This window comes from Vicinamibacteria bacterium (assembly GCA_035570235.1).
Lineage (GTDB): Bacteria > Acidobacteriota > Vicinamibacteria > Fen-336 > Fen-336 > DATMML01.
On sequence record DATMML010000020.1, the window covers coordinates 1 to 25,088 of the forward strand.

At 67.7% G+C, this 25,088-nt stretch carries 20 protein-coding genes and 1 riboswitch; of the genes, 4 read left to right on the plus strand and 16 right to left on the minus strand.

Features of this window, described 5'->3' with window-relative positions; all coding sequences use genetic code 11:
* The 6 genes from VN461_03660 to VN461_03685 form a co-directional block, all read right to left on the minus strand.
* On the minus strand, nt 1-122 hold a 122-nt coding region (locus VN461_03660), incomplete at its 3' end, for an AAA family ATPase (protein ID HXB53854.1).
* Nucleotides 123-151: 29 nt separating this feature from the next.
* The gene (pnuC, locus tag VN461_03665) at nt 152-760 is read right to left on the minus strand and encodes a nicotinamide riboside transporter PnuC (GenBank protein ID HXB53855.1); all 609 of its coding nucleotides are present in this window, start codon (nt 758-760) and stop codon (nt 152-154) included.
* Nucleotides 761-797: 37 nt separating this feature from the next.
* Nucleotides 798-3,143: a TonB-dependent receptor gene (locus tag VN461_03670; protein ID HXB53856.1), complete on the minus strand. Its 2,346-nt coding sequence runs from the start codon at nt 3,141-3,143 to the stop codon at nt 798-800.
* Nucleotides 3,144-3,198: 55 nt separating this feature from the next.
* A riboswitch (TPP riboswitch) is annotated at nt 3,199-3,290 on the minus strand.
* Nucleotides 3,291-3,485: 195 nt separating this feature from the next.
* Nucleotides 3,486-4,571 (minus strand): AI-2E family transporter, encoded by a 1,086-nt coding sequence (locus VN461_03675; protein HXB53857.1) that lies wholly within the window; start codon nt 4,569-4,571, stop codon nt 3,486-3,488.
* Nucleotides 4,572-4,618: 47 nt separating this feature from the next.
* Complete coding sequence (locus tag VN461_03680) at nt 4,619-5,929, minus strand: amino acid permease (protein ID HXB53858.1); 1,311 nt, start codon at nt 5,927-5,929, stop codon at nt 4,619-4,621.
* Nucleotides 5,929-7,218 (minus strand): MFS transporter, encoded by a 1,290-nt coding sequence (locus VN461_03685; GenBank protein HXB53859.1) that lies wholly within the window; start codon nt 7,216-7,218, stop codon nt 5,929-5,931. The genes VN461_03680 and VN461_03685 overlap by 1 nt, the downstream gene beginning before the upstream one ends.
* Nucleotides 7,219-7,460: 242 nt before the next feature.
* On the opposite strand from VN461_03685, the gene VN461_03690 reads away from it, so the two are divergent.
* Nucleotides 7,461-9,170 carry a glycosyltransferase family 39 protein gene (locus VN461_03690; protein ID HXB53860.1) on the plus strand — a complete coding sequence of 570 codons (1,710 nt, stop codon included), beginning with the start codon at nt 7,461-7,463 and terminating at the stop codon, nt 9,168-9,170.
* Here VN461_03690 and VN461_03695 read toward each other — a convergent pair.
* Nucleotides 9,160-10,017: a creatininase family protein gene (locus VN461_03695; protein HXB53861.1), complete on the minus strand. Its 858-nt coding sequence runs from the start codon at nt 10,015-10,017 to the stop codon at nt 9,160-9,162. The genes VN461_03690 and VN461_03695 overlap by 11 nt on opposite strands.
* A gap of 292 nt (nt 10,018-10,309) precedes the next feature.
* Here VN461_03695 and VN461_03700 point away from each other — a divergent pair, with 292 nt between their 5' ends.
* Nucleotides 10,310-12,853 (plus strand): glycoside hydrolase family 3 C-terminal domain-containing protein, encoded by a 2,544-nt coding sequence (locus VN461_03700; protein ID HXB53862.1) that lies wholly within the window; start codon nt 10,310-10,312, stop codon nt 12,851-12,853.
* 174 nt (nt 12,854-13,027) lie between these two features.
* Here VN461_03700 and VN461_03705 read toward each other — a convergent pair whose 3' ends face one another.
* The 5 genes from VN461_03705 to rfbA form a co-directional block, all read right to left on the minus strand.
* Complete coding sequence (locus VN461_03705) at nt 13,028-13,954, minus strand: hypothetical protein (GenBank protein ID HXB53863.1); 927 nt, start codon at nt 13,952-13,954, stop codon at nt 13,028-13,030.
* A gap of 295 nt (nt 13,955-14,249) precedes the next feature.
* The gene (locus tag VN461_03710; protein ID HXB53864.1) at nt 14,250-15,347 is read right to left on the minus strand and encodes a 4Fe-4S dicluster-binding protein; all 1,098 of its coding nucleotides are present in this window, start codon (nt 15,345-15,347) and stop codon (nt 14,250-14,252) included.
* A gap of 9 nt (nt 15,348-15,356) precedes the next feature.
* The gene (locus VN461_03715) at nt 15,357-16,646 is read right to left on the minus strand and encodes an NAD(P)/FAD-dependent oxidoreductase (protein ID HXB53865.1); all 1,290 of its coding nucleotides are present in this window, start codon (nt 16,644-16,646) and stop codon (nt 15,357-15,359) included.
* A 16-nt stretch (nt 16,647-16,662) separates the two neighbouring features.
* A complete protein-coding gene (locus VN461_03720) occupies nt 16,663-18,144 on the minus strand; it encodes a M28 family peptidase (protein ID HXB53866.1) in 1,482 nt (493 codons plus the stop codon).
* Nucleotides 18,141-19,016 carry a glucose-1-phosphate thymidylyltransferase RfbA gene (rfbA, locus tag VN461_03725; protein HXB53867.1) on the minus strand — a complete coding sequence of 292 codons (876 nt, stop codon included), beginning with the start codon at nt 19,014-19,016 and terminating at the stop codon, nt 18,141-18,143. Before rfbA ends, VN461_03720 begins: the two co-directional genes overlap by 4 nt.
* A gap of 53 nt (nt 19,017-19,069) precedes the next feature.
* On the opposite strand from rfbA, the gene glgX reads away from it, so the two are divergent.
* Entirely contained in the window at nt 19,070-21,193 is a 2,124-nt protein-coding gene (glgX, locus tag VN461_03730) for a glycogen debranching protein GlgX (GenBank protein HXB53868.1), read from the plus strand.
* 4 nt (nt 21,194-21,197) lie between these two features.
* On the opposite strand, the gene VN461_03735 is transcribed toward glgX, so the two are convergent.
* The 4 genes from VN461_03735 to VN461_03750 all read right to left on the minus strand — a co-directional run bounded on the left by VN461_03735 (nt 21,198) and on the right by VN461_03750 (nt 24,332).
* Nucleotides 21,198-21,749, minus strand: coding sequence for an NUDIX hydrolase (locus VN461_03735; GenBank protein HXB53869.1), 552 nt, complete (start codon nt 21,747-21,749; stop codon nt 21,198-21,200).
* Nucleotides 21,750-21,800: 51 nt separating this feature from the next.
* Nucleotides 21,801-22,679 (minus strand): fatty acid desaturase, encoded by an 879-nt coding sequence (locus VN461_03740; GenBank protein ID HXB53870.1) that lies wholly within the window; start codon nt 22,677-22,679, stop codon nt 21,801-21,803.
* Nucleotides 22,680-22,781: 102 nt separating this feature from the next.
* On the minus strand, nt 22,782-23,087 hold the full coding sequence (locus tag VN461_03745; GenBank protein ID HXB53871.1) for a hypothetical protein: 306 nt from the start codon (nt 23,085-23,087) through the stop codon (nt 22,782-22,784).
* Between the two features lie 99 nt (nt 23,088-23,186).
* The gene (locus VN461_03750) at nt 23,187-24,332 is read right to left on the minus strand and encodes a DUF5666 domain-containing protein (GenBank protein ID HXB53872.1); all 1,146 of its coding nucleotides are present in this window, start codon (nt 24,330-24,332) and stop codon (nt 23,187-23,189) included.
* Between the two features lie 475 nt (nt 24,333-24,807).
* Here VN461_03750 and VN461_03755 point away from each other — a divergent pair, with 475 nt between their 5' ends.
* Complete coding sequence (locus VN461_03755) at nt 24,808-25,053, plus strand: CPXCG motif-containing cysteine-rich protein (protein ID HXB53873.1); 246 nt, start codon at nt 24,808-24,810, stop codon at nt 25,051-25,053.
* Nucleotides 25,054-25,088: the final 35 nt, after the last annotated feature.

Here is a 25,088-nt window from a genome sequence, read left to right on the forward strand (position 1 = left end):
AGGGGCGCGCCCTTCCTGTCCAAGTAGACCCGGCTCTGCTCGGGCACCCAGACCGTCCGATAGTGCTCCGCGAGCTCGGAGGCGAGGGTGGTCTTGCCCGTGCACTCCGAGCCTGTGAGCACGACACGGAGCAAGGCCTCGGCGGGCAGGTTCAGCCCTCCGCAAGGGCGGACTTGATCCAGGCCCGCCGGCCCATCACGGCCAGGGCCAGGAAGACGGCGTAGAGCACGGCCGTCGGGTGGAGCTGCTTGTAGACGTACATGCCCACATACACCACGTCCACCGCGATCCACACCACCCAGGTCTCCAGCCACTTGCGCGTCTGCATCCACTGGGCGACCAGGCTGAAGGATGTGAGGGTGGAGTCTAGGTAGGGAAGGGCGGCGTCGGTCTGCCCGCGCAGGGCCGCGCCCAGCACGACGGCAAAAACGGTCCCTCCGGCGGCAAGGGCGAGCCCGGCCGCCCTCGGCGTGCGGGACACGCGCAGGGCGCCCTGGCCGGGGCCGCCGTGCAGCCACTCGTACCATCCGTAGAGGCAGAGCGCCACGTATACGACCTGCAGTCCCATGTCGGCGTAGAGCTTCGCCTGGGCGAACACGATGATGAAGAGGCCCACGTTCACAAGTCCCGTGGGCCAGCACCAGACGTTCTCAAGGGTGGTGAGCAAGACGCTGAGGATTCCGAAGACAACGCCGCCCACCTCGTAGGGGTTGTGGACGACCCATTGCAAGAGCGCACCCATTACCGGGTAAATGCTCACGCCTTCGGCCGCCCGGCTCGAGACCTCGCCCCCGTGCTCACAGCTTGAGTTCCAGAGCCACGAACACGCCGCGCGTGGCCAGCGGGTAGTAGTAGGGGGTGCCCGCCAGCGTCTCCCCGCCCGCCGCGTCCCGGTTGAGAAAGAGATAGCTGTACCCACTCAGATAGATCCGGTGGTCGTCGAGGACGTTGTTCACGCGCACGCGCAGACGCGGCTGGCCGGTGTGAATCCACCGTCCCAGGTTGACGAGAAGGGTGGCGTCGAGGTCGAAGAAGCGGGGAGTGCTCAGGGCCGCGTTCTGGGTGTTGTCGAGATAGGACTTGGCCACGTAGCGCCCGGCCACGCCCAGGCCCAGAGCCGGGGTCGGCGTCCAGTCCAGGCCCAGGTTAGCGACGAAGGGCGGGGTGAGCAGCGGGTCAACGTCACGATACACGCGGGGCTCGCTGCCCACCAGGTTCCCGGAGGGGTCGTATACGTCGTAGAACTGGTTCCAGGTGCGGATCCCGTTCCGGCTGAGGTTCGCGGTGTGGGTGACGCGGAGCTGGGACCAGGGCTGCCAGGTGACATCCCACTCCAGGCCCCGCCGGTGGCTTCGGTCCACGTTCCTCCGCAAGGGGAGGCCGATAGCCGAGAGCTCGCCCGTGAGCGCGATTTCGTTGCGGAACTCCATGGCGTAGACATTGGCCTGGACGGCGAGGCCCGGCCGGTGATACTCGGCCCCCGCCTCGAAGTCCACCACCCGCTCCGGCTGCACGGCCCGGAGGTCGTGGAAGACGGTGGCGTTGTCCTCCCCCAGCAGCATGTCGCTGCGGGTGGGCTCGCGGGTGGTCTTCCCTACCGAGGCGTAGAGGCCTAGATTTGGGGTGGCGTCGAAACGCGCGCCCACCTTGGGGTTGAAGAAGGTCCAGTCCACGGAGCCGAGGGCGATGTCTCCCTGGTAGCGGAAACGAGCCCACCGCACCTGGCCGTCGCCGTAGAGGCGCCAGCGCCCCCAGGCGTAGCCCAGCTTGGCAAAGGCGTTGGCCTCGTTCTTGTATCCCTGGTTGCTGTAGACGGGGGATCCCCCCACCACGTTCTGGTTGTGGTGGCTCGTGAAGTCGTTGGCGTGGACGCCGGCGTCGAAGGTCACCCCACCCCGGGCGTGGTGGAAGGTCATCATGGCGCCCAGGAAGCGCCAGTCGAGGCCGTACTCCAGCAACTCTCGCTGGGCCACCTCGTCGTCCCAGAGCCGGTAAGAGCCGGAGGCGCCGACGTAGTAGCCCTGGAAGCCCAAGCTCGAGGAGGGACTCAGGAAACGCGTGTACTGGGCCCGCACGAGATCTTCACCGAAATGGTCCGTGTCCGCGGGGGAGAGGGGGTTGAAGCGGAGGTCGCGTAGGAGGGTGTCCTGGTCCGCGGCCAGGAAAGCCTGGTGGATATTCTCGTGTCCCGAGAAGCCGGAGATCTTGAGGAAGGACCGCTCGTCCTGGTGCGACGCGCCGAAAAAGAGGCTCCTCTGGATCACGCCCGAGTGTTCGCGGAAACCGTCGGTCTTCTGATACGAACCCCGTGCGTAGAAGGCGAGGGGTCCCAGGTTGCCGGTCTGATAGCCGAGACTCACGCGATCGGTTCCGAAGGATCCGGCTCCGAAGTCGGCTGCGAGCTCGCGGGTCTCCCGGAGGTCCATGCTCGCGAAGTTGATGGAGCCCCCGTAGGAGGCCGCTCCCACGGTGGACGTCCCCACCCCGCGCTGGACCTGGATGCTCTCCAGGGAGCCCGCGAAGTTCCCGAAGTCAACGAAGTAGACGGCGGAGTCCTCACCGTCGTTCAGGGGGACGCCATCGAGAGTCATGTTGACCCGGGTCTGCTGGATCCCGCGCAGATAGAGGTAGGCATACCCCGCGCCCGTGCCGCCGTCCGAATACTGAGTGATCGACGGGGCTTGCTGCAGCAGGAATGGCATCTCCTGCCCATAGTTCAGCCGCTCGATCTCGTCGCGGCTGATGTCCTTCTTGGTCACGGGTACCTCGGCGTCCGCGCGGATGGCGTGCACCACGACCCCCTCCGTGTGGTGGTAGAGAGGGGCGAGGTTGAAGTCCACCCCCGTAAGGTCGGAGGACAGGCGGAGACGACGGGTGACGGCGTCGTACCCCGGTTGGCTCACCCGGAGGGTGTGCTCGCCCGCGGGCAGGAGCAGCCGGAAGGCCCCGTCGGCCTCCACGCGGGTGCTGGCCGCGCTCCCGGCTACAGAGATGACGGCGCCGGCCAGCGGTCGGCCCGCGGCGTCGCGCACCGCACCGGAGACCGAGAAGGCCTCCTCCGGATAGGCGACGGGTGCGAACCACAACAAGGCAAAGACCAGCCAAGAGCGCGGCGTGCCGCGCCCCGGTATGCGGCTGCTCATGGAAGCGCCTCCTCTCCCGCCTCTTCGGGCAGGACGATCGAAGCGGATCCTTGGGGGAGTCTTCCTCAGCCTTCCCTACGCCGGTATCAACCGGATCAGGTTCGAGGGTGTGTTCTCAGGCCGTAACGGCCACCCCTAGGCTCCGACGATTGGTAGTGTGCCGTCATCCGGGGAGAGAGTCAACTTTTTCTTGTTCGTGTGGAGACCGGCCCACGACGGGCTCCCACCGCGAAGAGGGTGGGACGGTCTGCGCGACCAGCGGAGGGCCCTTCGCTCCGGGGAGCCGTTTCATTGCGGAAGCGCGCCGGCCCGACAGGTGATGAGGAGAGAAGGGTCGTCCGCTCAGCGCGACGGGGGTGGCGCGGTCACGGCGGGAGGGGTGGGAGGTTCTTCTTCGGTCGCGGCTGTATACCCCTTCAGCAGTGCGCTCACCGTGGCCACGACCAGCGGCCCGAGCACGAGGCCGATGAGGCCGAAGGCGGCCACGCCTCCGAGCAAGCTGATGAACACCACCAGGCCATTCATGGTGGCCTTGCCCGCGAGGAGCTGGGGGCGCACCAGGTTGTCCACGTTTCCGATGATCACCGCTCCGACCGCGAGGAGCACGATCCCCCGGATGGTGTCGCCGGAGGCCAAAAGCCACAGGCCGGTCGGGAGCCAGACCAAGCTCGCGCCCACCACCGGGATCAAGGAGGCAGCAGCCATCACCGCGCCCCAGAGCACGGGGGACCGAACTCCGAGGGCGGCGAGGGTGATGCCCCCGAGGAGGCCCTGCAAGAGCCCGATCACCAGGCTGGCGGTCACGCTCGCCGCCACGAGGTCGCGGGTTTGCGCGATGAGGCGGTCCTTCTGAGCCTCCTCGAAGGGCAGGAGGCGGCGAATGATGCGGTGGATGAGGGCCCCATCGCGGAGCAGGAAGAAGAAGGCGAGCAGTGTCACGACGAGATTGAAGACGAAAACGAGGGCATCCCGGACCATGCCCCCGGCCTTGGCCGCCAGCAGCCCGGCCACGCCCCCGATCTTGGAGACCACGGTCGCCTTGACCTCGTCGAGAGGCGGCAGAGGCAGCCGCTTCTGGCCCCACTCCCAAAGGGCCTGGATGCGCTCGGGGCCGCGTCCGCTGGTCAGCTGCTCCTGGAGGCCCGTCACGGCGTGGCTTCCCTCGGAGATCAGGGCGGTGGCCACAAAGGTGGCGGGCACGACGAGGAGCACGAGGATGAGGAGGGTCGAGACCAGGGCGGCCTGGCCGGGGCGGGAGCGGCGGGCGAGCCGCTCATGGAAGGGCTGGAAGCAGATCGCGAGCACGGCCGCCCAGCCGAGCTGGACGAGGAAGGGGCTCACGATCTGATAGAACAAGTAAGCGAGCAAGGCAAGAGCGCCGTAGAAGAGGAGCTGAGACACGCGCTCGCGCTCGGTGGTCTGCCTCATGTTCGTTCTCCACGCCGGGACAACAATCGGGCCGCGTCCACTTTACTTCAAGACCGGGCGCGTTCCCGGCCGCGCGCGAGGAGGAAGAGCAGCGAGGCGACCCCCAGCAATATCCCGAAGGCCGCCCATTCTCGGGGGCGGATGGCGGTCAGCACCCAGGCGATGGAGAGGCAAGCGAGGGGGGGAACGATCGCCGCCCCCCGCCAATGGAACGGGCGGCCCCCCGCGCGGACGTCCCGGCGGCGGAGCTCCCAGGCGGCGATGCAGCACAGGGCATAGAGCATCAGCACGCCCAGGTTGGCGAGGATGGCCAGCCCCTCGAAGGTGCTGGACAGAGCCAGGGCCGCGACCAGTCCGGACTGCAGGGCGATGGCCACGTGCGGCGTCCGAAAGCGCGGATGGACGGCGGCCAGGGCGGGGGGCAGGAAGCCGTCCCGAGCGAGGGCGAAGAGGGAGCGCGGGATGGCGAGGATCACGCCCCCCAAGAAACCGAACATGGACACACTCGCCCCCACGAGCAGGAGGGTGGCCCCCGGGGGACCGAAGATCCTGGTCGCGGCCGCGGCCAGCGGCGCGACGGTCTCGCTTCCGAGCTCCGAGCCCAGGATTCCCTGGGCCACGACTTGGGTGGAGATGTAGACCAGGGCGGCGCCCGCCATCCCCAGCCCGATCGCACGGGGCACCGTCCGCGCCGGGTCCGTGATCTCGCCGCTGGGGGTAAGGGCGGTCTCCACCCCGCAGAAGGCGAAAATCAGCAAGCTGGCCGTGCGCGACAGCTGCGCCAGGGGAGGCCAGGGCCCCAGGCGAAGGTTCGCCCATTGGACCGCGAAGATGCCGACGACCACCAGGAGGAACAAGGGCAGGAGTTTGAGGGCGGTGATGAGCGTGTTCAGCCATGCGCTCTGGCGGACCCCCACGATGTTGATCGCGGCCAGGCCTCCCATGACCACGAGCACGAGTCCCGCCTTCAGGCCGGCTCCTAGTGCCGGGACGAGCTTCTCGACGCTGTCCGCCAAGGCGGCCGCGATCGCGGAGCCGGCGAAGGTTCCGGTGATCCAAAGGAGGACGCCGGCGATAAAACCAACGAAGGGGCCGAGCGCGGCCTCGACATACGCGTAGGGGCCGCCCGTCGCCGCGACACGGCTCCCCGCCTCCGCTAAGCAGAGCACGATGAGGCCCATGGCCACCGCGCACACGAGGTAGGCGAGGGGGGCGGCGGGGCCCAATGAGGCGGCGGCGTAAGCGGGCAATCGGAAGATCCCGCCTCCGACCGTGATGTTGACGATGCTTGCGGCCAGGGTCCATGTGCCCAGCGCGCGGACGAGCCGCGCGTCGACCTTGGCCGCGGATTCCGCCACTACTCGAGGACCTTGCCCTTGGTCTCGGGCAAGGCGAGGGCCAGGAGGGCGGCCGCGAAGAAAGCCCCTGCCTGCAGGAAGAACGCCGAGCCCAGGCCGTACCGGCTGGCCAGGACCCCGACCACGAAGGGCGCTGCCGCCGAGAGGCCCCGGCCCACGTTGTAGGTCAGGCCCATGGCGGTGGCGCGAATCTCGGTGGGGAAGAGCTCCGCGGTCAGGGCGCTGAAGCCCGAGAAGTAACCGGTTCCGAAGAAGGCCACCAGGGGGCCGAGAACGAAGAGCCAAGTCGGGCTGCGGGCGAGCCCGTAAATGGGGACGAGAACCGCCGCCACGAGCAGATAAGCCACGTAGCTCCGGCGCCGCCCCACGGAGTCGGCCAGGAAGCCGAAGAGAACATACCCGAACCACTTGCCGACCCCCATGACCAGGAGCCAGGTCGTGGTCTTGAGGATGTCGAGGCCTCGGCCACCCTGCTCCAGAGGGAGGCTGAGATAAGCGGGGATCCAGGTGAAGAGGCCCCAGTACCCGAACATGCTGAAGGTGTTCATGGCGGTGGCCAGAATGCCCGGCCCCCGGAGGTCCTTCCTCCACAGGAGCGTGAGGGAGACGGGCTTCCCGCGGCCACGCGCGAGCCAGATATCCGGCTCGGGGACCCGGCGGCGAATCCAGAAAACGAGGAGCGCGGGCAGGATGCCGACGAAGAAGACGGCACGCCAGCCCAGGCGCGGCAGGACGAGGCCCACCACGCCCGCGGCCAGCATCTCCCCGATGGCCCAGCTCGATTGCATGAGGCCCAGGGCCTTGCCGCGATGCTCGGCGCGCCAGGTCTCCGCGATCAGAGCCGCGCCCGTGGTCCACTCGCCCCCCATCCCCAGTCCGAGGATGAACCGGAAGATGGCGAGCTGGAGGATGGTTTCGGAGAGTCCGCAGGCGCCGCTGGCCGCAGAGTAGATAAGGATGGAGAGCATCAGAGAGCGCAAGCGCCCGATCCGGTCGGCCAGGAAACCGAAGACCAAGCCCCCCAGGGCGGAGGCGAGGAGGGTGAGGGAGTTGAGGAGTCCGGCGGTGGCCTTGTCCATCCCGAGGTCCCGCATCAGGTGGGCCAGGACCATGGAGTAGAGCATCACGTCCATGGCGTCGAGCAGCCAGCCGAGCCCACCCGCCACGAGCGAGCGCCGCTCGGCGGGGGCGACCCGCTCGGGCCAGGCCAGGCCTAGAAAGGTGCTGGGGGGGGCGGGGGAGAGCAGGCTGGCGTTCGACATGCCCAGCGAATGATAGCGGGAAGGCATGGAGGTGCAACCCGTCTTGGCCGATGACGAGGAGTGTCAGGGGCGGCGGGTGGGACCGAGTAATCCACGAGTGCGCACCCTTCTTGCGTCATCGGCGCACCGCGTGCCACTTGGAAGGTTGCCTTGTGCAGGGCTTGTCCAGCTACGAGCGCGGTTACTGAGTGCGCGCCGACATCCTTGTTCGAGGCGTTCGCAATCCTCTGACATCCAGGGATCGCCGATCGCAAGCTATCATCCGGTTCGTGGCTGACTCCCCGCCGAACGGCCCCGGCTCGGCCCCCCCCCAATCCGGGGGAGACGACCGCCTCTGGCGTGTCCTGTCCGGCGCGCTCCTCGTCGCTCTACTCGGCGTGATGCTTGCCACCTTCCTCGACTACGGGATCACCTGGGACGAGGGGATGCACAACCGCTACGGCCGGCGGGTCGTGCGCTGGTACACCACTCTGGGCGCGGATGCCTCCGCCCTCGACCCCAACGGCATCTATTTCTACGGCGGGCTCTTTGAGCTCGCCGCCTACGGAGCGGAACAGTTGTCCCCGCTCGGGGTCTACGAGACCCGTCATCTCGTCAATGTGCTCGTGGCCTTCATTGCCTTCATTGCCGCCTGGGGAATGGGCACTCAGCTCGGCGGCCCGGCGGCCGGCTTTATGTCCGCCCTCTTTCTCGCCTTGACTCCAGCCTTCTATGGGCACGCCTTTGCAAACCCCAAGGACATCCCGCTCGCCAGCCTCTTCGCCCTTGCCGCCTGGGTCGCGCTCTGGGCGAGCGAGAAACTGCCCGGCCTCGGCTGGAAGGAGGCGATCGGCACGGGTATCGCCATAGGGCTGGCGGCCGGCGTCCGCGTGGTGGGCATCGTGCTCTTCGCGGCCACGGCCGTGCTCTGGCTGGGCTGCCTCTGGCTGAGGGCCGGGGAGGCCCGAGGCAGCGAGCAGCGCCCGGGGCGGCAGGACGTGCAGCGCACAATCGTGGGCCTTCTGATCTCGATTGTCGTGGGCTGGATGGTGATGGTGAGCGTCTGGCCGTGGGCCCAACTCGATCCCATTTCCAACCCTTTCCGGTCTTTCTTGAAGTTCTCGAGATTCCGGGAGACCTTGACCGTCCTCTTCGACGGACAGCTCCTCACCTCGGGTGACGTTTCGCGCTATTACATCCCGAAGCTGTTCATCCTCACCCTGCCCGAGTTCTACTTCTTGGCCTTCCTGCTCGGCGGTCTCAGCCTCCTCTCATGGCTGCGCGCGCACGGATGGAAGCGGGCGAGCGAGAGGAGCTTCAAGATCCTTTGGGTGAGCGCGATCGCCTTCCTTCCCATCGTCTGGGTGGTTGTGCGCCACACGCCGTTCTATGACGGCCATCGTCATCTTCTCTTCGTCGTGCCCTTCATCGCCGTCCTGGCGGGCACCGCCGCCGTGGCCTACCTCCGGGGCCGGGCAGCGCGGCCCGCCCGGGCGATCGCCGCCCTGGGGCTGGGCGCCTCTTGCCTTTTGACCGTTATCGACATGATCCAGCTCCATCCCTATCAATATGTCTACTTCAACCGGCTGTTCGCGGGGGGTCTCGCCGGCGCCGTCAATCGGTACGAGACGGACTATTGGTGTGCCTCCTACAAAGAGGGCCTCGACTGGGTGGTCCGGCACTACGCGCGGCCGGATCGGAAGGGGAGGGTCCGCGTCGCGGGATACGCCTATCCCGCGCACGTAGGCCTGTGGCGCTACCTGGGTCAGACGGAGGAGGGACGGCGGGGGTTCGAGGTCGTCAGCCTGGGGGACGATCCGAACGTGGTGCTCGCCACGACCGCTCTCCGCGATCAGGAGCAGACCCCGGGCCGGGTCGTGCACGTCGTGGAGCGGCAGGGGGCACCCCTGCTCTACATCTTCGAGGTGAGGGCGCCCGACCAGTTCCCCCTCCCGCAGGCCGCGGGGGATGACCGCGTCGGCATCCCCCTCACTCCTTGACGCGGCCGAAGAATTCCTTCTGCAGGGCGGGAGCCGAAGAATCGGCCTTGACCGCCTTCAGGGCGCGGGTGATCGACTCCACTCGGTGCTCGACGAGAAGCCGGCCCAGTTCGGGGGTGGCTTTGCTCCCCTCTCCAGCGTAGTGGTTGGGGAAACCGGCGTACCACCAGATCGCGGTGTAGAGGTCGGGTAGGGCCAGGCGCTTCCGGTTCTCCCCCGACTCGTTGCCAGCGCGGCCCATTTCCACGAGGTCGGGCCGGAGATACAGCAGGGACGAGGTCTCGGTCTCCCCCGCGTGCATGTCTCCCGCGGGGTCGGACCGGCGGAGCTTCTTCACCTCCACGGCCAGGGCGGGATCGGGTGCGGGGTCGTAAAGGTAGACCACGTAGTCGTGCCGCCGCCCGAGCTGCGACTGGACGAAATAACGAAGAAGGTTCGGATTGCCCCCGTGGCCATTCACGATCAGGATCTTCTCGAAGCCGTTGCGACCAATCTCGTCGCAGCTCGCCTCGAGCAGGTCCCAGACGACCCGCGGGGGCAGGGCGAAGGTGCCGGGCTGGTGACGCGCCTCGTAGATTTGGCCGTAGAAGTAGTCGGGGAACACGACCGCGTATTCCTTCTTTACCACCCGGGCCATCCATTCCCGGACCTGGATCAGGTCCGAGCCCATGGGGGCGTGGGGCCCGTGTTTCTCTAGGATCCCGATGGGGAGGACGCAGGTGCGGGAGGATCTCTCCATGGCCGTCGGCCAGTCGCTGGCGGTGAGCTCGTCCCACCGCGCGGGCAACTCCTGGGCGGCGGCGGACGTTGCGAAAGCGGCAGCAAGGAAAGCGGACGACAACCTCATGACGGCCCTCCTAGGGGTGGCCAACCGTCGGCGACCCTTATTCTAGGCTCACGGACGCGGGACTGAGGCAGTGAGCTTGCGGGTCCCGCCATTTTTTCCGCTGTCCGCCCCACCCCCCTTTCCACCCCCGAGGCGCCCGCCGTCCGTAGTGGGTACGCGGGCGTAAGGACCGCGGGCTCGCTCTCGCGGAACGGATGAGGATGCGGGTACAATGCCGCGCCTTGGATGTCTGGATCGGGTCCTGGCTTTCTTGAACAGGGGGCTGCGTGCCATGAGAAGAGTCCGGTCGGCAATGGCGATACTGTCCTTCTCTCTGGGGAGCGTCCTTCCCGCGGGGGCGCAGCCGGCGCCGGCGCCCGCCCGGACCCCTTCCAGCGACACCGAGCGGCGGGTCGAGTCCATCCTTGGTCAGATGACCCTCGAGGAGAAGGTCGACCTGCTCGGAGGGGTCGACGACTTCTTCATCCGGGAAGTGTCCCGGCTCAGCCTGCCCCGCTTGAAGATGGCGGACGGCCCCCTGGGCGTCCGGAACTTCGGCCCCGCCACCGCGATGGCGGGCGGGATTGCCCTCGCCGCCACCTGGAATCCAGCCTTGGCCGAACGGGTGGGCACGGAGATCGGCCGGGATGCGCGCGCCAAGGGCGTCCACTTCCTGCTGGGGCCGGGCGTGAATATCTACCGGGCGCCGATGAACGGCCGTAATTTCGAATATCTAGGCGAGGACCCGTTCTTGGGGGCACGCATCGCGGTGGGCTACATCAAGGGCATGCAAGCCCAGGGTGTGAGCGCGACCATCAAGCACTACCTGGGGAACAACTCCGACTTCGACCGTCACAACGTCGATTCCGTGATCGACGAGCGAACCCTGCGCGAGATCTACCTCCCGATTTTCGAAGCCGCGGTCAAGGAAGCGCACGTCGGCGCCATCATGGATTCCTACAACCTGACCAACGGCCTGCACATGACCCAGAATGGGTACCTCAACACCGACGTGGCCAAGAAGGAGTGGGGCTTCGACGGGATCATGATGTCCGACTGGACGTCCACCTATGATGCGGTGGCGGCCGCGAACGGGGGCTTGGACCTGGAGATGCCTTCCGGCCTCTTCCTGAACCGCCAAAACCTCCTGCCCGCGATCGAGCAGGGCAAGGTCAAGCTCGCGACTATCGACGACAAGGTGCGCCGCATCCTGCATACCGCGGCGCGCTTCGGTTGGCTCGATCGCGACCAGACCGACCTCTCCATCCCCCGCTATAACCCGCAGGGCCGACAGGTGGCCCTGGCCGCCGCGGGGGAGAGCATGGTCCTGCTGAAAAACGAGGGCAACCTTCTGCCCCTGGGCAAGGGCAAGATCAAGTCCCTCGCCATCATCGGGCCCAACGCCTATCCCGCCGTGCCCGTGGGGGGCGGCAGCGCCCGGGTGGAGCCCTTCGCCGCGGTCAGCTTTCTGGAGGGGTTGAGCAACGCGCTCGGCACGGCGGCCAAGGTGTACTACCACCGCGGCTTGCCCCCGGCAGAGGAGATGGCGCGGGCCACCAACTTTCTGACCGCGGAGACGAGCGGGAAGCCGGGCCTCAAGGCCGAGTTCTTCGACAACGAGGGTCTCACGGGCACGCCGGTCATGACCCGCACCGATCTCCATATCTTCTTCGGGCACGCGAGAGCGGTCCTTCCCGAGAACAGCCGCAGCGAGAGGTGGACGGGATACTTCGTTCCCCCGAGCCCGGGCGCCTACGACGCCTTCGTGGCCGCGACGGGAGAGGATGGCGGCCACTACCGGCTCTACGTCGACGACAAGGTCGTACTCGACAATTGGAAGTCTTCACCCGAGTTGATGGGCATGACCAGCCTCTCCTTCGATCAGCGGCCCCACAAGGTCGTGCTCGAGCACCACGGGCGGTCGCGTTGGCTGGGGGGGCGGTTGGCCCTGGGATTGGTTCGCCAAGGCACCCTCGTCGAGGCGGATGCCAAGGCGCTCGCCAAGAGCGCCGACGTGGTGGTGGTAGCGGCCGGCTTTTCGCCCGCGTCGGAGAGCGAGGGCGCCGACCGCACCTTCCGGCTTCCCCCCGGCCAGGATGAGCTAATCCGGGAGATGGTGGCCGCTAACCGGAACACGGTGGTGGTCTTGACCGCGGGGGGCGGCGTCGACACCAGCGCCTGGCTCGATCGTGTCCCCGCCCTCGTGCACGCCTGGTATCCGGGGCAGGAGGGCGGGACGGCCCTGGCCGCCATCCTTTTGGGAGACGTGAATCCGTCGGGGCGCTTGCCCATTACCCTCGAGCGGCGCTGGGAGGACAATCCGGTGCACGACAGCTACTACCCGGCGGAGACGGGAACCAACCGCATCGTGTACCAGGAGGGCGTCTTCGTGGGCTATCGCGGCTACGAACACCGGGGCACTAAGCCGCTCTTTCCTTTCGGCTATGGGCTGTCCTACACCACCTTCAAGTACGGGAACCTGGCCATCAAGTCCACCGCCCCGGGGGCGTCGGGAGGGGAGAGCGGGGAGCCCCCCTACGAGGTCTCCTTCGACGTCACGAATACCGGGAGCCAGGCCGGTGCCGATGTCGCCCAGGTCTACGTCGGAGAGACGCAGGCCAGGGTGCCCCGTCCGGCCAAGGAGCTGAAGGGCTTTGCCAAAGTGGCCCTCCAACCCGGAGAGACCAAGCGGGTCACGGTGACCCTCGACCGCCGCGCGCTCTCCTACTACGACGTCAAGGCGAAGGGCTGGCGCGCCGAGCCGGGCAGTTTCGACGTGCTGGTGGGCCGCTCGTCCGAGCAGATCGAGCTGCGGGGGCAGCTGGGACTGGTCGCCACCGCCCCGCGGGCTAAGTAGGGGGGCCCGCCCAGGGGCGAGAAGGCCCACCCCCGCCCATTCAGGAGCACCCCCGCGGCGCGCGTCGGCGACGAGAGCCTTAACGGCGATTCGTGGTCGCTGGGCGTCCAGGTTCCGGGGGAAAGAGCGGGGGATGCCGAGCAGCGCTCCACCTCCGGGCGAGCGGGGTCTACCCTAGCGCACGGTCGGTGGCGTCCCGACCCCCTTTTCTCTCGGCTGGAAGGAGGAGTAGTTCACCACGCTTTCGATCTCCTCGTCGGTGCCCAGGCCGACATCGTCCCGGAACTCGAGCGGCACGAACAGGCCCGAAGTCCGATCGAGCCCGTACGTCACCTCGAAGCTCAACAGCGCGGTGGGTACGAACATCTCGCTCTTGAGCACGGTGCCATCGTCCCCGGCGATCCAAAAGGTCCCCCGCGTGGGCTGGTCCCGACCGTCCACCGTGTTGTGGAAGAGGGTCGGACGCTCGGTCTCTTTGAACTCGACCTGTTGCGCGAGCCGCCCCGCGACCTTCGACGTCTTCTTCAGGTCAAATTGGCAACGCGCCTGGTAACGCGGGTGGAGAAAGATGATGGCAAGGGTGGGCGCGGTCGTGTTGCGGCGCCTGCTCCCCAGATTGAAATGCGAACTCTCTCCCACGATGCGCCCCGCCTCTTCTCGGGCGGCGCTGCTCACGCCTCCCGCAAAGAGCCGCGCCAGGCGCTCCTCGCGGTCGCGGACCGGCTTGCCGTCGACGCTCTGAACGTCCCGGTAGAAGGCCCAGTTGAGGGGATCGCCCCCCGGAACCCAGAGCACGTCCGAGTCCAGCGTTTTCGACAGGTATCGATGCCGCTCGTAGCCAGCTCCGGCCCATTGAGTCTGGACGCAGTGCTCCTTGGCTCGGAGCAGCATCAGGCTATCTTCAAGCGCGGCGACGTAGCGGCCGGCTTTCTCGAGCAACTCGGGGAGCGTAGCCGCACGAGCTTCGCCGCTTGCGCTGTAGGCGACGAGCGGGTCCTGGCCAGGTGGCTTGAATGTCGCGAGTGCCGCCGCGGCCAGTGAAAGCAGGCCCAGCCCCCGGTAGAGGCGCCAGAACGCGCGAGGCCTGACCGGCTTGGTCATGTTAGTTCTCCCCCCGCGGCGCCGGAGCCGCGCCAATCACGCGTCGACCGAGCGCCACGAGGCAGTGGAGCGTACAAGCGTGTCCTCTGGCCTTAAGCCGCGTTTACACTAACGGCGCAACGGGTTGCGCTGGCTGTTTGTTCAGCGGCCTGTTCGGCGCCCCTTACGTTCCAGCCGGTGGACGTGTAGCATGACTCGTTATTTGAGGCAAGCGTCTTTCTGAGGCCGCGACTACGCGCGCTTTCCAGGCCTGAAATGGCGCCCTCCGAGCTTGTCTGCTCCGAGCTGACGATCCTTATAGGTCGACCGCGAAGACCCGGATCGGCTCCCCGGCCCGGAAGCGATCCGGCCTTGTCTCCAACTTGAGCACGCCCCGCGGGCAGACGTGGGCGCACATGCCGCAGCCCACGCAGGCGGCGCGGCGCACGTCCTGGTTGGCCATCGCGTAGGCCCGCACGTCGATGCCCATCTCGCAGTAGGTCGAGCAGTTGCCGCAGGAGATGCACATGTCCTTCTTCACGGTGATGCGAAAGCGCCCGAACTTCTGGATGAGACCGAGAAGGGCGGCCATGGGGCAGAAGAACCGGCACCAGACCCGGGTGCCCATCAAGGGGTAGAGCCCGACGCCCAGCACGCCGGAGAGCATGGCCCCCACCACGAAACCGTACCATTCCTGCACTTTGAAGGCGAAGCCCGCGAACTGGGGGTGATCCTTGCCCACCGCCCAATTGACGCCCACCACCGCGGTGGTGAAGAGGGCGAGGGCGAGCACGGTGTGGATCGAGACCTGCTCGAACTTCCAGGCGCGCGCCGACTTGCTGGAGAGGTGGCGGAAGGGCTCCCCCGCGGTGTTGGCGAGGCCACCGCAGCCGCAGACCCACGAGCAGTAGAAGCGCTTGCCCAGGAAGTAGGCGAGGAGGGGGAAGGCCAGGAGCGACCCCAGCAGGCTGTACATCACGATCAAGAAGGGCTGGGAGAGGATCACGGAGGGATAGAAATACTCGATCTTCAGGGGCCAGAAATAGCTGAAGTAGTACTCCTGTCGGGAAAAGACCTTCATCACGATGGGCAAGGCGAAGGCGAGAACCACCTGCACCAGCACCACGCAGATGGTGCGGATGCGCTCGTAGCGGCTGTTGCCGTGACGGCGGAGGAAGAAGGCCCCCCCCACGACCATGGCCGAGGTGTAGAGCAGCCCGTAGAGCGTCCACTTGCTGCCCAGGTGCAAGGCCTCGGCCGCGCTCTGGATCAGGTCGAACTGGAGGCCCAGCCGCGGGATGGGGCCGAAATAGAGGAGCAAGTAGAAGCCGGTCAAGAGAAAGGAGAGGGACCAGGCCACGCCCTTCCGCCCCGAGATCGCGTGGTGGTACGTGTTCATGAGGCCGGCTTGCATCGGTGCCTCTCAGGTCCGCTGTGCCTCGGCCTCCCGGGAGAACCGCGGCGAAAACTCCTCGTCGAACTGGGCCTCGGGAAGATGGCTTAGGACGTACTCGAGGTCCCGTCGCTCCTCGATCCACCGCATCAGCGGCTCGTGGTCCCAGCGGGACCCCAGCATGTTGAAGCCGATGACCCGCTCGCCCTTGAGCACCACCCGCTGGCTCTCGTAGCGGCCGGGCACGCGCCGATACCAATAACGGATGTCGGGCCCGGGGTCTAAGGGGGTGTTGTCCCAATTGAGGAGGACGGGCACCCAGCCTGCGGTGGTGTACTCGAGGTCGAAGAACTTGGCCGAGTTGTACCAGGTGCCGCGGCGGTAGGCGACTTCGTCGCCGAGCAGGGAGCGGGCGGCCAGGCGCCCCTGATCGCGGGCCGTGTACCAGAGCTGTTCCGGCCGCCGGCTGCCGTCAGCCCAGGTCACGTTGGCGCAGTCTCCCGCCGCCCACACGTCGGGGGCGCTGGTCTTGAGCGCACCGTCGACGTCGATGGCTCCGCTTGGGGCCAGGACCACCCCGCTCCCGGCCAAGAAGGCGGTGTTGGGGACGACCCCGATCGCGGAGAGCACGATGTCGCAGGGCAGGTCCTCTCCCGCCAGCCGCAGGGCGCGCAGCCGCCCGTCCTCGCCGCGCCGGACCTCCTCCAAGTTCACGCCCAGGCGCACGTGGATCCCGTGGGCGCCCATGTGCTCGGCCACGAGCGCGGCCTCGTTGGCGTCGAGGGCGAGGGGGAAGTACCAGTTCTCGCGGATGACGAAGCTCACGTCCAATCCCCGGTCCCGCAGCACCTCCGCGGCCTCCACCCCGATCAGGCCGCCCCCCACCACCGCCGCCCGCATCCCGGGCCGGGCTTCCTGGTCGAGGGCCTCGAGATCGCGCAGGGTGACGAAGTAATGGAGGCCGGGGCCGGCCGCCCCCGGCCAGGGGGCGGGGCGGGCCCTGGAGCCCACGGCCAGGAGGAGGCGGTCGTAGACGAGGCGCGAGCCGTCCGCGAAGACGAGGGCATGGGCGGACGTCTCCAGGGCGGTCACGCGTTTGCTCACCCGTTCGAAGCCCAACCGCGGGTAGAGGTCCCGGTCGTAGGGCTCGGTGTCCCGGAGCGTGGTCTGGCCGGCAAATATGTACATGAGGGCCGGCCGCGAGAAAAAGTGGTCGTGCTCCTCGGAGACGATGGTGATCTGCGCCTCTGCCTCGCGCCGGCGAAGGGCGAGGGCGGCCTCCATACCGCAGACGCCGTTGCCCAAGATCAGGTAGTGCATGGGCGGTCTGGCCCGGTCAGGGTCTCCGGCCCCGGCTGCCGTCGAGCCAGCTCTCCAGCAGCCCAAAGGAGGCCATCTGGTCCTTCAGGCTCGTCCTCTCCACGAGGGCTTCGATCTCGGCCCTCCCCTGGCGCGCCCAGGGGAGGTCTCCCTCCGCGAGGCCCCAGACCACGGCGGCGGCGATGGCCGCGTTCAAGCGGAGCTGGCGCTGGTCCACCTTGTCAAAGGTATCGGAGCGGGCGTGGTAGTTGGGGGCGTAGTTCGCGGACTCCTGGTTCGCCACCAGGTTGGCTACTCCCTGGAGCATGAAGTCGTAGTTGTCCGTGCCCACGATGGGCTCCTCGACCTGGGCGAAGGGCCCCAGGCCCTGGACGGGGCCGAGGGCTCGCTCCAGGGCGGCCCGCAGCTCGGGCCGCCCGTTGGTGAAGAAACCGTTGATTCTTCCGCTGCCGATGTCGAGGGTGGCGGTGATCCGGTGGCGGTCCAGCTCCGCGGCGTGCGTCTTCGTGTAGCCCCAAGAGCCCAGCATTCCCTGCTCCTCCCCGTTCCAGAGGACGAAGCGGAGGGTGCGACGCGGCCTCAGGCCCAGGGCCCGGATCTGCCGGGCTACGTCGATGACGAGGGCGGCGTTGCAGCCGTTGTCGAGGGCTCCCGTGCCCAGGTCCCAAGAGTCGAGGTGGGCGCCGAGGAGGACGATCTCCTCCGCTTTCTCACCGCCCCGGATCTCGGCCACCACGTTCTGGCCCTCATAGGGGCCGCCGGACTCGATGTCGATCTGGGCCCGGAGGTCCAGGCTCTTGCCCGCTCGCAGCAGGCGGAGGGCCCGCTCCGCTCCTTCGCGCTCCATGACCAGCATCGGGTGCTGGTTCCTCTCTCCCCGGGAGGCGTTGTGGCGGTAGAGCAGCGTCCGCGGACGGGAGGCCATGTAAACGAGCCCGGCCAACCCGGCCGGGAGCGCACGCTTCTCGATGGCGGCCGCCTCGCTGTATTCCTTGAAGAGGCCATCGAGGTCGAGGAGCTCCGGGGTCTCCACGAGGACGAAAGCGCCCTTGGCGGTCGCGCCGAGACGCTCGAAGTCCTTGACCGAGCCCGCGCCCCCGTCCCGAAGGGGAGCCTCCAGCCCCCCGGGCGGGGTCGCGGTCGAGAACGGCATGGCCGCCACTTGGGGGGTGAAGGTGACGGCACCCTTCACCGTCGCCCGCGCCGACCGTTCGAGCCACCGGGCCGGCATCGTGAACGCCTCCGCCCGTGCCTCTACACCCACGGCCCGGAAGCGGGCGAGCCCCCACTCCACCGCCCGGAGGTTGGCGGGCGCGCCCGTGGGCCGGCCCCCCACCTCGTCGGTGAGCGTCCGCAGGTCGTCCAGGAGGGGCGTCTCGCCCACGAGCGCGGCCACCAGGCGTTCCGCGTCGCCGGCCTGGGCGGCCGGGCCCAAGAGCGTGGCCAGACCGAGGAGGATGGTTGTGAACCCGCCCCGGACCCCCTCCGCCGGCTTCACGCGTGTTCCTCTTCGATGAGCCGGCGCAGGTACTGCCCGTACTCGTTCTTGTCCATGGTCTGAGCGATACGAAGGACGTCCTCCGCTTGGATGTACCCCATTTTGTAGGCGACCTCCTCCAAGCAAGCCACCTTCAGGTCCTGCCGCTGCTCGATGGTTTGGATAAAGGTGGAAGCCAGGAGGAGCGACTCGTGGGTGCCGGTGTCGAGCCAGGCCATACCCCGGCCGAGCATCTCCACATGCAGGTCGCCCGCCTTCAGGTAGTGGAGATTCACGTCCGTGATCTCGAGCTCGCCCCGGGCGGAGGGCTTGAGGCTCCGCGCGACGTCCAGCACCCGGTTGTCGTAGAAGTACAGTCCGGTGACCGCATAGGGGGAGCGGGGCTTTTGCGGCTTCTCCTGGAGGCCGACCGCCTTCCCGCCCGCGTCGAACTCGACGACCCCGTAGCGCTGCGGGTCCCGCACCCGATAGGCGAATACGGTGGCCCCCATCTGGCGCTTGGTCGCCCGCTGCACGATCTCGGCGAGGTTGTTGCCGTAGAAGATGTTGTCACCCAGGGCCAGGGCCACCCCGTCCTGGCCGACAAAGTCCCGGCCGATGATGAAGGCCTGGGCCAGGCCCTCCGGCTTCGGCTGCGCGGCATAGACGATGCGGATGCCGAACTGCCCGCCGTCCCCCAACAGCCGCCGGAAACCGTCCTGCTCGTGGGGGGTGGTGATCACGAGGATGTCCCGGATCCCCCCCAGCATGAGGGTGGAGAGCGGGTAGTAGATCATCGGCTTGTCGTAGACGGGAATGAGCTGCTTGCTCACGGCCATGGTGACGGGGAAGAGGCGCGTGCCCGAGCCACCGGCAAGGACGATACCCTTCATGGCCGGGGCAGGATACCATCTCCGCCGGCGCAGTTTCGCGCCGGGATCAGACCATGCCGGAAAAGAGCGGCCCGGAGCGCGCGCGGGAGAACCTCCTGCGCATCATCAAGGGCGACGACTTTGGCGTCGGCCGCGGCCACCCCCTTCCCTACGGGGCCACCCCGAGGAGGGACGGGGTCAATTTCTCCGTGTTCTCGCGCCACGCCACCGGCATCACCCTCGTGCTCTTCCTGCCCGGGGAGTCGGAGCCGGTTCTGGAGTTGCCCCTGGACCCCCGTTACAACCGCACGGGGGACGTGTGGCATGCCTTCCTGCGGGGGCTCGATCCCGGGATCGAATACGGATACCGCGCCCAACGGGACCCGAATCCGGAACCCCGCGTCTACCGCTACGATCCGGGCAAGGTCCTCATCGACCCCTACAGCAAGGCGGTGGCGGGCCTCGAGGCCTGGGGGGAGGGGGATGGCTTCGGCCGCTGGGGCCGGCTCGAGCAGCTGCGCTCGCGGGTGGTGGACGAGGAGTTCGACTGGGGCTTAGAGCACCCCCTCAACGTTCCTCTGGCCGACTCCGTCATCTACGAGATGCACGTGCGCGGGTTCACCCGCCACCCCTCGTCGGGGGTGGCCCAGCCGGGCACGTTCCGCGGGCTCTTGGAGAAGATCCCCTACTTGAAGGAGCTGGGGGTCACGGCGGTGGAGCTGATGCCGGTGACGGAGTTCGAGGAGTGCGACAACCCCCGGGAGAACCTCTTGACCGGCCAGCGGCTCCGAAACTTCTGGGGCTACCAGCCCGTCTCCTTCTTTGCCCCCAAGGCCTCCTATACCGGAAACGGCGAGAGCGGGGGGACGGTGCGGGAGTTCAAGGCGCTGGTGAAGGCCCTGCACGAGGCCGGGATCGAGGTGATCCTGGACATGGTCTTCAACCACACCGCGGAAGGGGATGAGCGCGGCGCCACCTTCTGTTTCCGCGGCCTGGACAACCCGACCTTCTACCTCCTCGAACCCAAGACCGGCCGCTACCTGGATTACTCCGGCTGCGGGAACACCACCAACTGCAACCATCCCGTCCTCCGCTTCTTGATCCTGACCGCTCTGCGCTACTGGGTGACGGAGATGCGCGTGGACGGCTTCCGCTTCGACCTGGCCTCGATCCTGGGCCGGGGGCGGGACGGAGAGGTCCTCCCCAACCCCCCCCTCCTGGAAACGATCGCCGCCGATCCCGTCCTCGCCCACACCAAGCTCATCGCCGAGGCCTGGGACGCGGCCGGGCTCTACCAAGTAGGCAGCTTCCCGAGCTGGGGCCGCTGGGCGGAATGGAACGGCAAGTTCCGCGACGAGGTCCGGCGCTTTGTGAGGGGCGACGGAGGCGTGGCCCAGCTCCTCGCCACCCGTTTAGCGGGCAGCCCCGACCTCTACCGCGGCTCGGGCCGGGCGCCCTACCACAGCATCAACTTCGTCACCAGCCACGACGGCTTCACCCTTCACGACCTCGTCAGCTACGACGAGAAACACAACCACGAGAACGGGGAGGCCAACACCGACGGCAGCCCGGAGAACCTCTCCTGGAACTGCGGGGAGGAGGGCCCGAGCACGTCCCCTTCCATCAACGCATTGCGACGCCGCCAGGTCCGCAACTTCGCCGCTCTTCTCATGCTCTCCCAGGGCGTGCCCATGATCCTGGCCGGGGACGAGCTGGGCCGCACGCAGAGGGGCAACAACAACGCCTACTGCCAGGACAACGAGACGAGCTGGATCGATTGGGGGCTCCGCGGGCAGAACGCGCCCCTCTTCCGCTTCCTCTCCAGACTCATCCGTTTCCGCATGAGCCATCCTTCCCTGCGGCGGCGGACCTTCTTCGAGGACGAACGCCCCCCCGCGGTGGCCTGGCATGGCTTCTCCCTGAACCGCCCGGATTGGACCCCGGAGGGTCGGTGGCTGGCCATGCACCTGCTCCCCATCGAAGGCGACGACGACATCTTTCTGATCGCCAACGCGCACTGGGATGCCCACGAGTTCGAGTTGCCCCGGCTCGGACCGGGCAAGTCCTGGCGGCTCGCCGTGGACACCACCCGGGAGCCGCCGGAGGACATTGCGGAGCCGGGCCGGGAGGGCGCGCTGCCCCGGCAGAACGCGTACGGGGTGGGCCCCCGCTCGGTGGTGGTGCTGGTGGGCCGCTGACCGTTCAGCGGCCCAGGACCGCGCGGGCCTTGGCCAGGGCCCGCCGCAGCCCGTGGTCGGGGTGGAGCGACTCCACCTCGTCCCAGCGCGCCCAGCGCAGCTGGCTGGTCTCCGCCTGCGCGGGGACGAGAGCGGCGCCCCGGGGGGCGATCACGAGGTAGCGCAGATCCAGGTGCTCGTGGGCCGGCTCCCCTCGGCGGGCGGGGATGTCGTGCACGTCCACGTCCAGGGGGCGGGGTGCGGTGGGATGGAGGACGAGGCCCTCGATCCCCGTCTCCTCCCTGGCCTCCCGCAAGGCGACGTCCTCGCCGCGGGTCTCGCCGGGATCGGCGTGCCCGCCCGGCTGCAGCCAGCGATCCAGCTTTCGGTGATGGAGGAGCAGCACCTGGTCCCAGCTCGCCGAGACCACGATCGCGCTGCCCGTCAAGTGTCCCTCCCGGATGCCGCGCTCGAAGGGATGGGGGTGGCGGCCCACAAAGTCCAGGATGCGGCGGAGATCGGCCGCCTCCTCCGCGTCGCCGGGCGCGTGCCGGGAGAGGCTCGCGGCGAGGGTCACGCGGTCATGCTCCGCGCGGCCCGGCGGTTGCACGTGGGGAGACGTCCCGCGCTACGCGGCGGGCTCGGCGGCCGGCGCGGGCAGCGCGGGCGCCCGCTCGATGCGGAAGCGCTCCGCATTTTGGGGCGGGAGCTGGACGTTGCGGGCCAGGCCCAGCACAGCGAGGGCCCGGATGGCCAGCCAATTGGCGTCGAACTCCCACCACTCGATCCCATGGCGAGCGGAGCGCTGAAAGGCGTGGTGGTTGTTGTGCCAGCCTTCGCCCCAGGCCAGGAGGCCCACCCACCAGAGGTTGGTGGAGTTCTCGGGGGTGGTGTACGTCCGGTAGCCCCAGGTGTGGGTGGCGGAGTTGACGAGCCAGGTGACGTGCAGCCCGACCACGATGCGCAGGAAGACGCCCCAGATGACGAGCGGCCAGCCCCCGAAGGCGTACAGCCCGAGCCCGATGAGAATGTTCGGGATCAAGTGCAGGCGGTTGAAGACACGCTGGACGGGATCGGCCACGAGCTCGGGGGCGAAGCGAGCCTCCATCTGGCGCCGGTCCATGCCCAGCTCGCAGAGGATCCAGCCGATGTGGCTCCACCAGAACCCTTCCTTCGGGGTGTGGAGATCCTTGCCCGGCTTGTCGGACTGAGCGTGGTGGATGCGATGCATGGCCACCCAGGAGATCGCGCCTCCCTCGCTGGCCAGCATCCCGCAGAGCGTGCCCAGGTACTCGACGGGCTTACGGACTTGGTAGCCGCGGTGGGTCAGCAGGCGGTGGTAAGTGACTCCGATCCCGATCGAGCCCGAAAGCCACCAAAGAAAAAGGAGAACGCCCAGGCCGGTCCAGGTGAAGGTCCAGGGAGCGAAGAGCGCCATCGCGTGGAGCCACACGAAGTAGCCGACGTTCACCCAGTCGAAGCGCTTTCCGTTCCAGGTCAGAGTCAAGGAGCCTCCTGAAGCCGAGTCGATCAACTAAGCTCGGTCGATAGAGGCTAGCACCCCACCTGGGGCGGGCAATGTCACAGTTCTGCAATATTTGCCGAATCGTCAGGGTCGGAATGCAGGTCGAGGCTCGAAGGCTTTTACCATCAGCCAGATGACGCCACCCAGAAGGACAAAGGGCAGCAGGGGCAGGAGAACGACGCTCAAGGCGAGAACGAGGACGACGCCCAAGAAGACGGCACCGGAAAAGAGCAGCTTGAGGAGGCCTCCGAAGAGGCCGAACACGACGCTGAACAGGGCTCCCAGGATGCGGAAGGGCAGGAATATCAGCCCACACAGCAACTTGAACGCAAGGATAGGGATGACGACTATAGCGCCGGCGACGAGGAACAGCACTACCAGAGCTTCCACGGGGCTCTCCTTGGTTACAACTGTTTACGCACCGGGGCCGCTCTGGGTTCCCGTAGACGGGACCCCGGGGGCGTTGCCGCCCCCGGGGCAGGGGCGGGCTTAGTTGTCCCCGCCTTCCAGGTTGATCGCCGCCGCGAGGATCGTGCCGTCCGTGCGCGTTGTGCCCTGGACCTCGACGGAGTCATTGACCTTGAGGTCCTTGAGGGTCAGGGTGCTGTCGTCGCGCCGGATGCGCGTTTTCGAATCCGTGGCCACCGTCTTGCCCGCGACTACCAGCGTTCCCGCGGCGAGGTTGATGGACTGGATCTTGCCGTTGAGCTCCGCCTCGCCTCCGTCGTCGCCACCGCTCTCCTGAACTTTGATCGTCTGGGCGAGGACGCTCATGTCCGCTTGGGTCGTGCCGTGGACTTGGATGTTCGCGCCAACCTTGAGCGAGCTGAAGCTGAGGTGACCGTCGTCTTGGCCCACGATCTTCGTGTCCGCGTTCGTGGTCACCTTGCGGCCGGCCACCATGAGGGTGCCCGCACCCATGTCGATCGACTGGATGGGCCCTTTGAGATCGACACCTTTGTCCCCATCCTTGTCACCGCTCTGCTCGACTTTGATCGACTGAGCGAGCACGCTCATGTCCGGCTGGGTCGTGCCCTGCACGTCCACGGTGTCTCCAACCTTGAGCGCGCTCAGGCTTACCCGTGTCTCGTCCCCGGCGACGATCCGGGTGTTGGCATTGGTCGTGACCTTGCGGCCGCCGACCATGAGGCTGCCCGCCCCCATGTCGATGGATTGGACGGGGCCTTTGAACTCGACCCCGCCGTCGTCCCCTTCGGGCTCGAGCGTGGCTTGCCCACCGTTGACGTTCACGGTGATGGTCAGGGTCTGGCCGGGGTTGAGGCCGGAGATGGTCAGCCGGGCGTTGATGCCCGGGCCTTGGAAGTGGAGCTCGATCGGGCCCGCCGGCAACCCCGTCAGCATGAACTTCCCGGAGGAGTCGGTCATGGTGACGAGCGAGGTGCCGGTGACGCTGACCTGGATGCCCGCTTTGGTGGAAAGGGAATGGACGCTGCCGGGTCCGGCGCTGGCCCCGGCCACGCCGCCGACGACGGTCCCCTGAAGGGTGGCCCCGGCCGGGCCGGCGGCGGCGCCGGGGGCCGTGGGCGAGGCGGCATTGGAGCCGCACGCGGCGGCCCCCATTCCGAGCCCGAGGGCCGAGAGAAAGAAGTACATGTGACGCGAATGGACGTTCATTGAAAGGCCTCCGTACCTTGACCTGGCGCCGGCGGCGCCGGGATGCTCCTGTTGATGGCGGCTCGGCTGGCCCGGGCGCGTGGAAACGCGCGGGGCCCCCGCGGCTCAGCTGCCCCGAGGAGTGCCCTGGGGCTGCGAGAACAAGCGGTCGAGATTCGTCCCCGACCCTGGCCCTGAAGCTAGCAAGGCCAAGCGCTTCCGGGCGTGACCCGGATCACGCCAGGGCAGCGGCTAAATCATTCGTCTGTCGAGCCATACTCGCAAAACGCTGTTCCGATCGCGGCTCGTTTCGCGGCACAGGACGGAGCTGATTGAGCGAAGAGTCGGCTCGCAGTCTATGGTCGACGCGGACACCCGCGGTCAGGCAGGTTCGCTTTCGAGCGTCGGGCTAGGAGCTTGGCGCGTGGCAAGCGGATGGCCGGCCGAGTACCGTGTTTCCGACCGCGAATGAGGCGGAGACTGCCGGCTTGCTGAGATGAAGCGTGACGCCACTCCCGAACCCTGTCTTGACGTGCCGGCGTGGCGCCTCTATCTTGCGAGAATGGTGGAGGAGACCATCGTGGAGTGCCCCTCCTGCGGCGAGCCGGTCCCCCTTGACGTAGACACCAGCGTTGCCGAGCAGAGCTACTACGAAGACTGCCCGGTTTGCTGCCGCCCCATGGAGGTGTTCGTGCGCTCGCGGCCGGGCCAGATCTTGAGCATCAGCGTGAGCGCGGACTGAAAATCCGCGTGTCGGCGGTTCAATTCCGTCCAGGC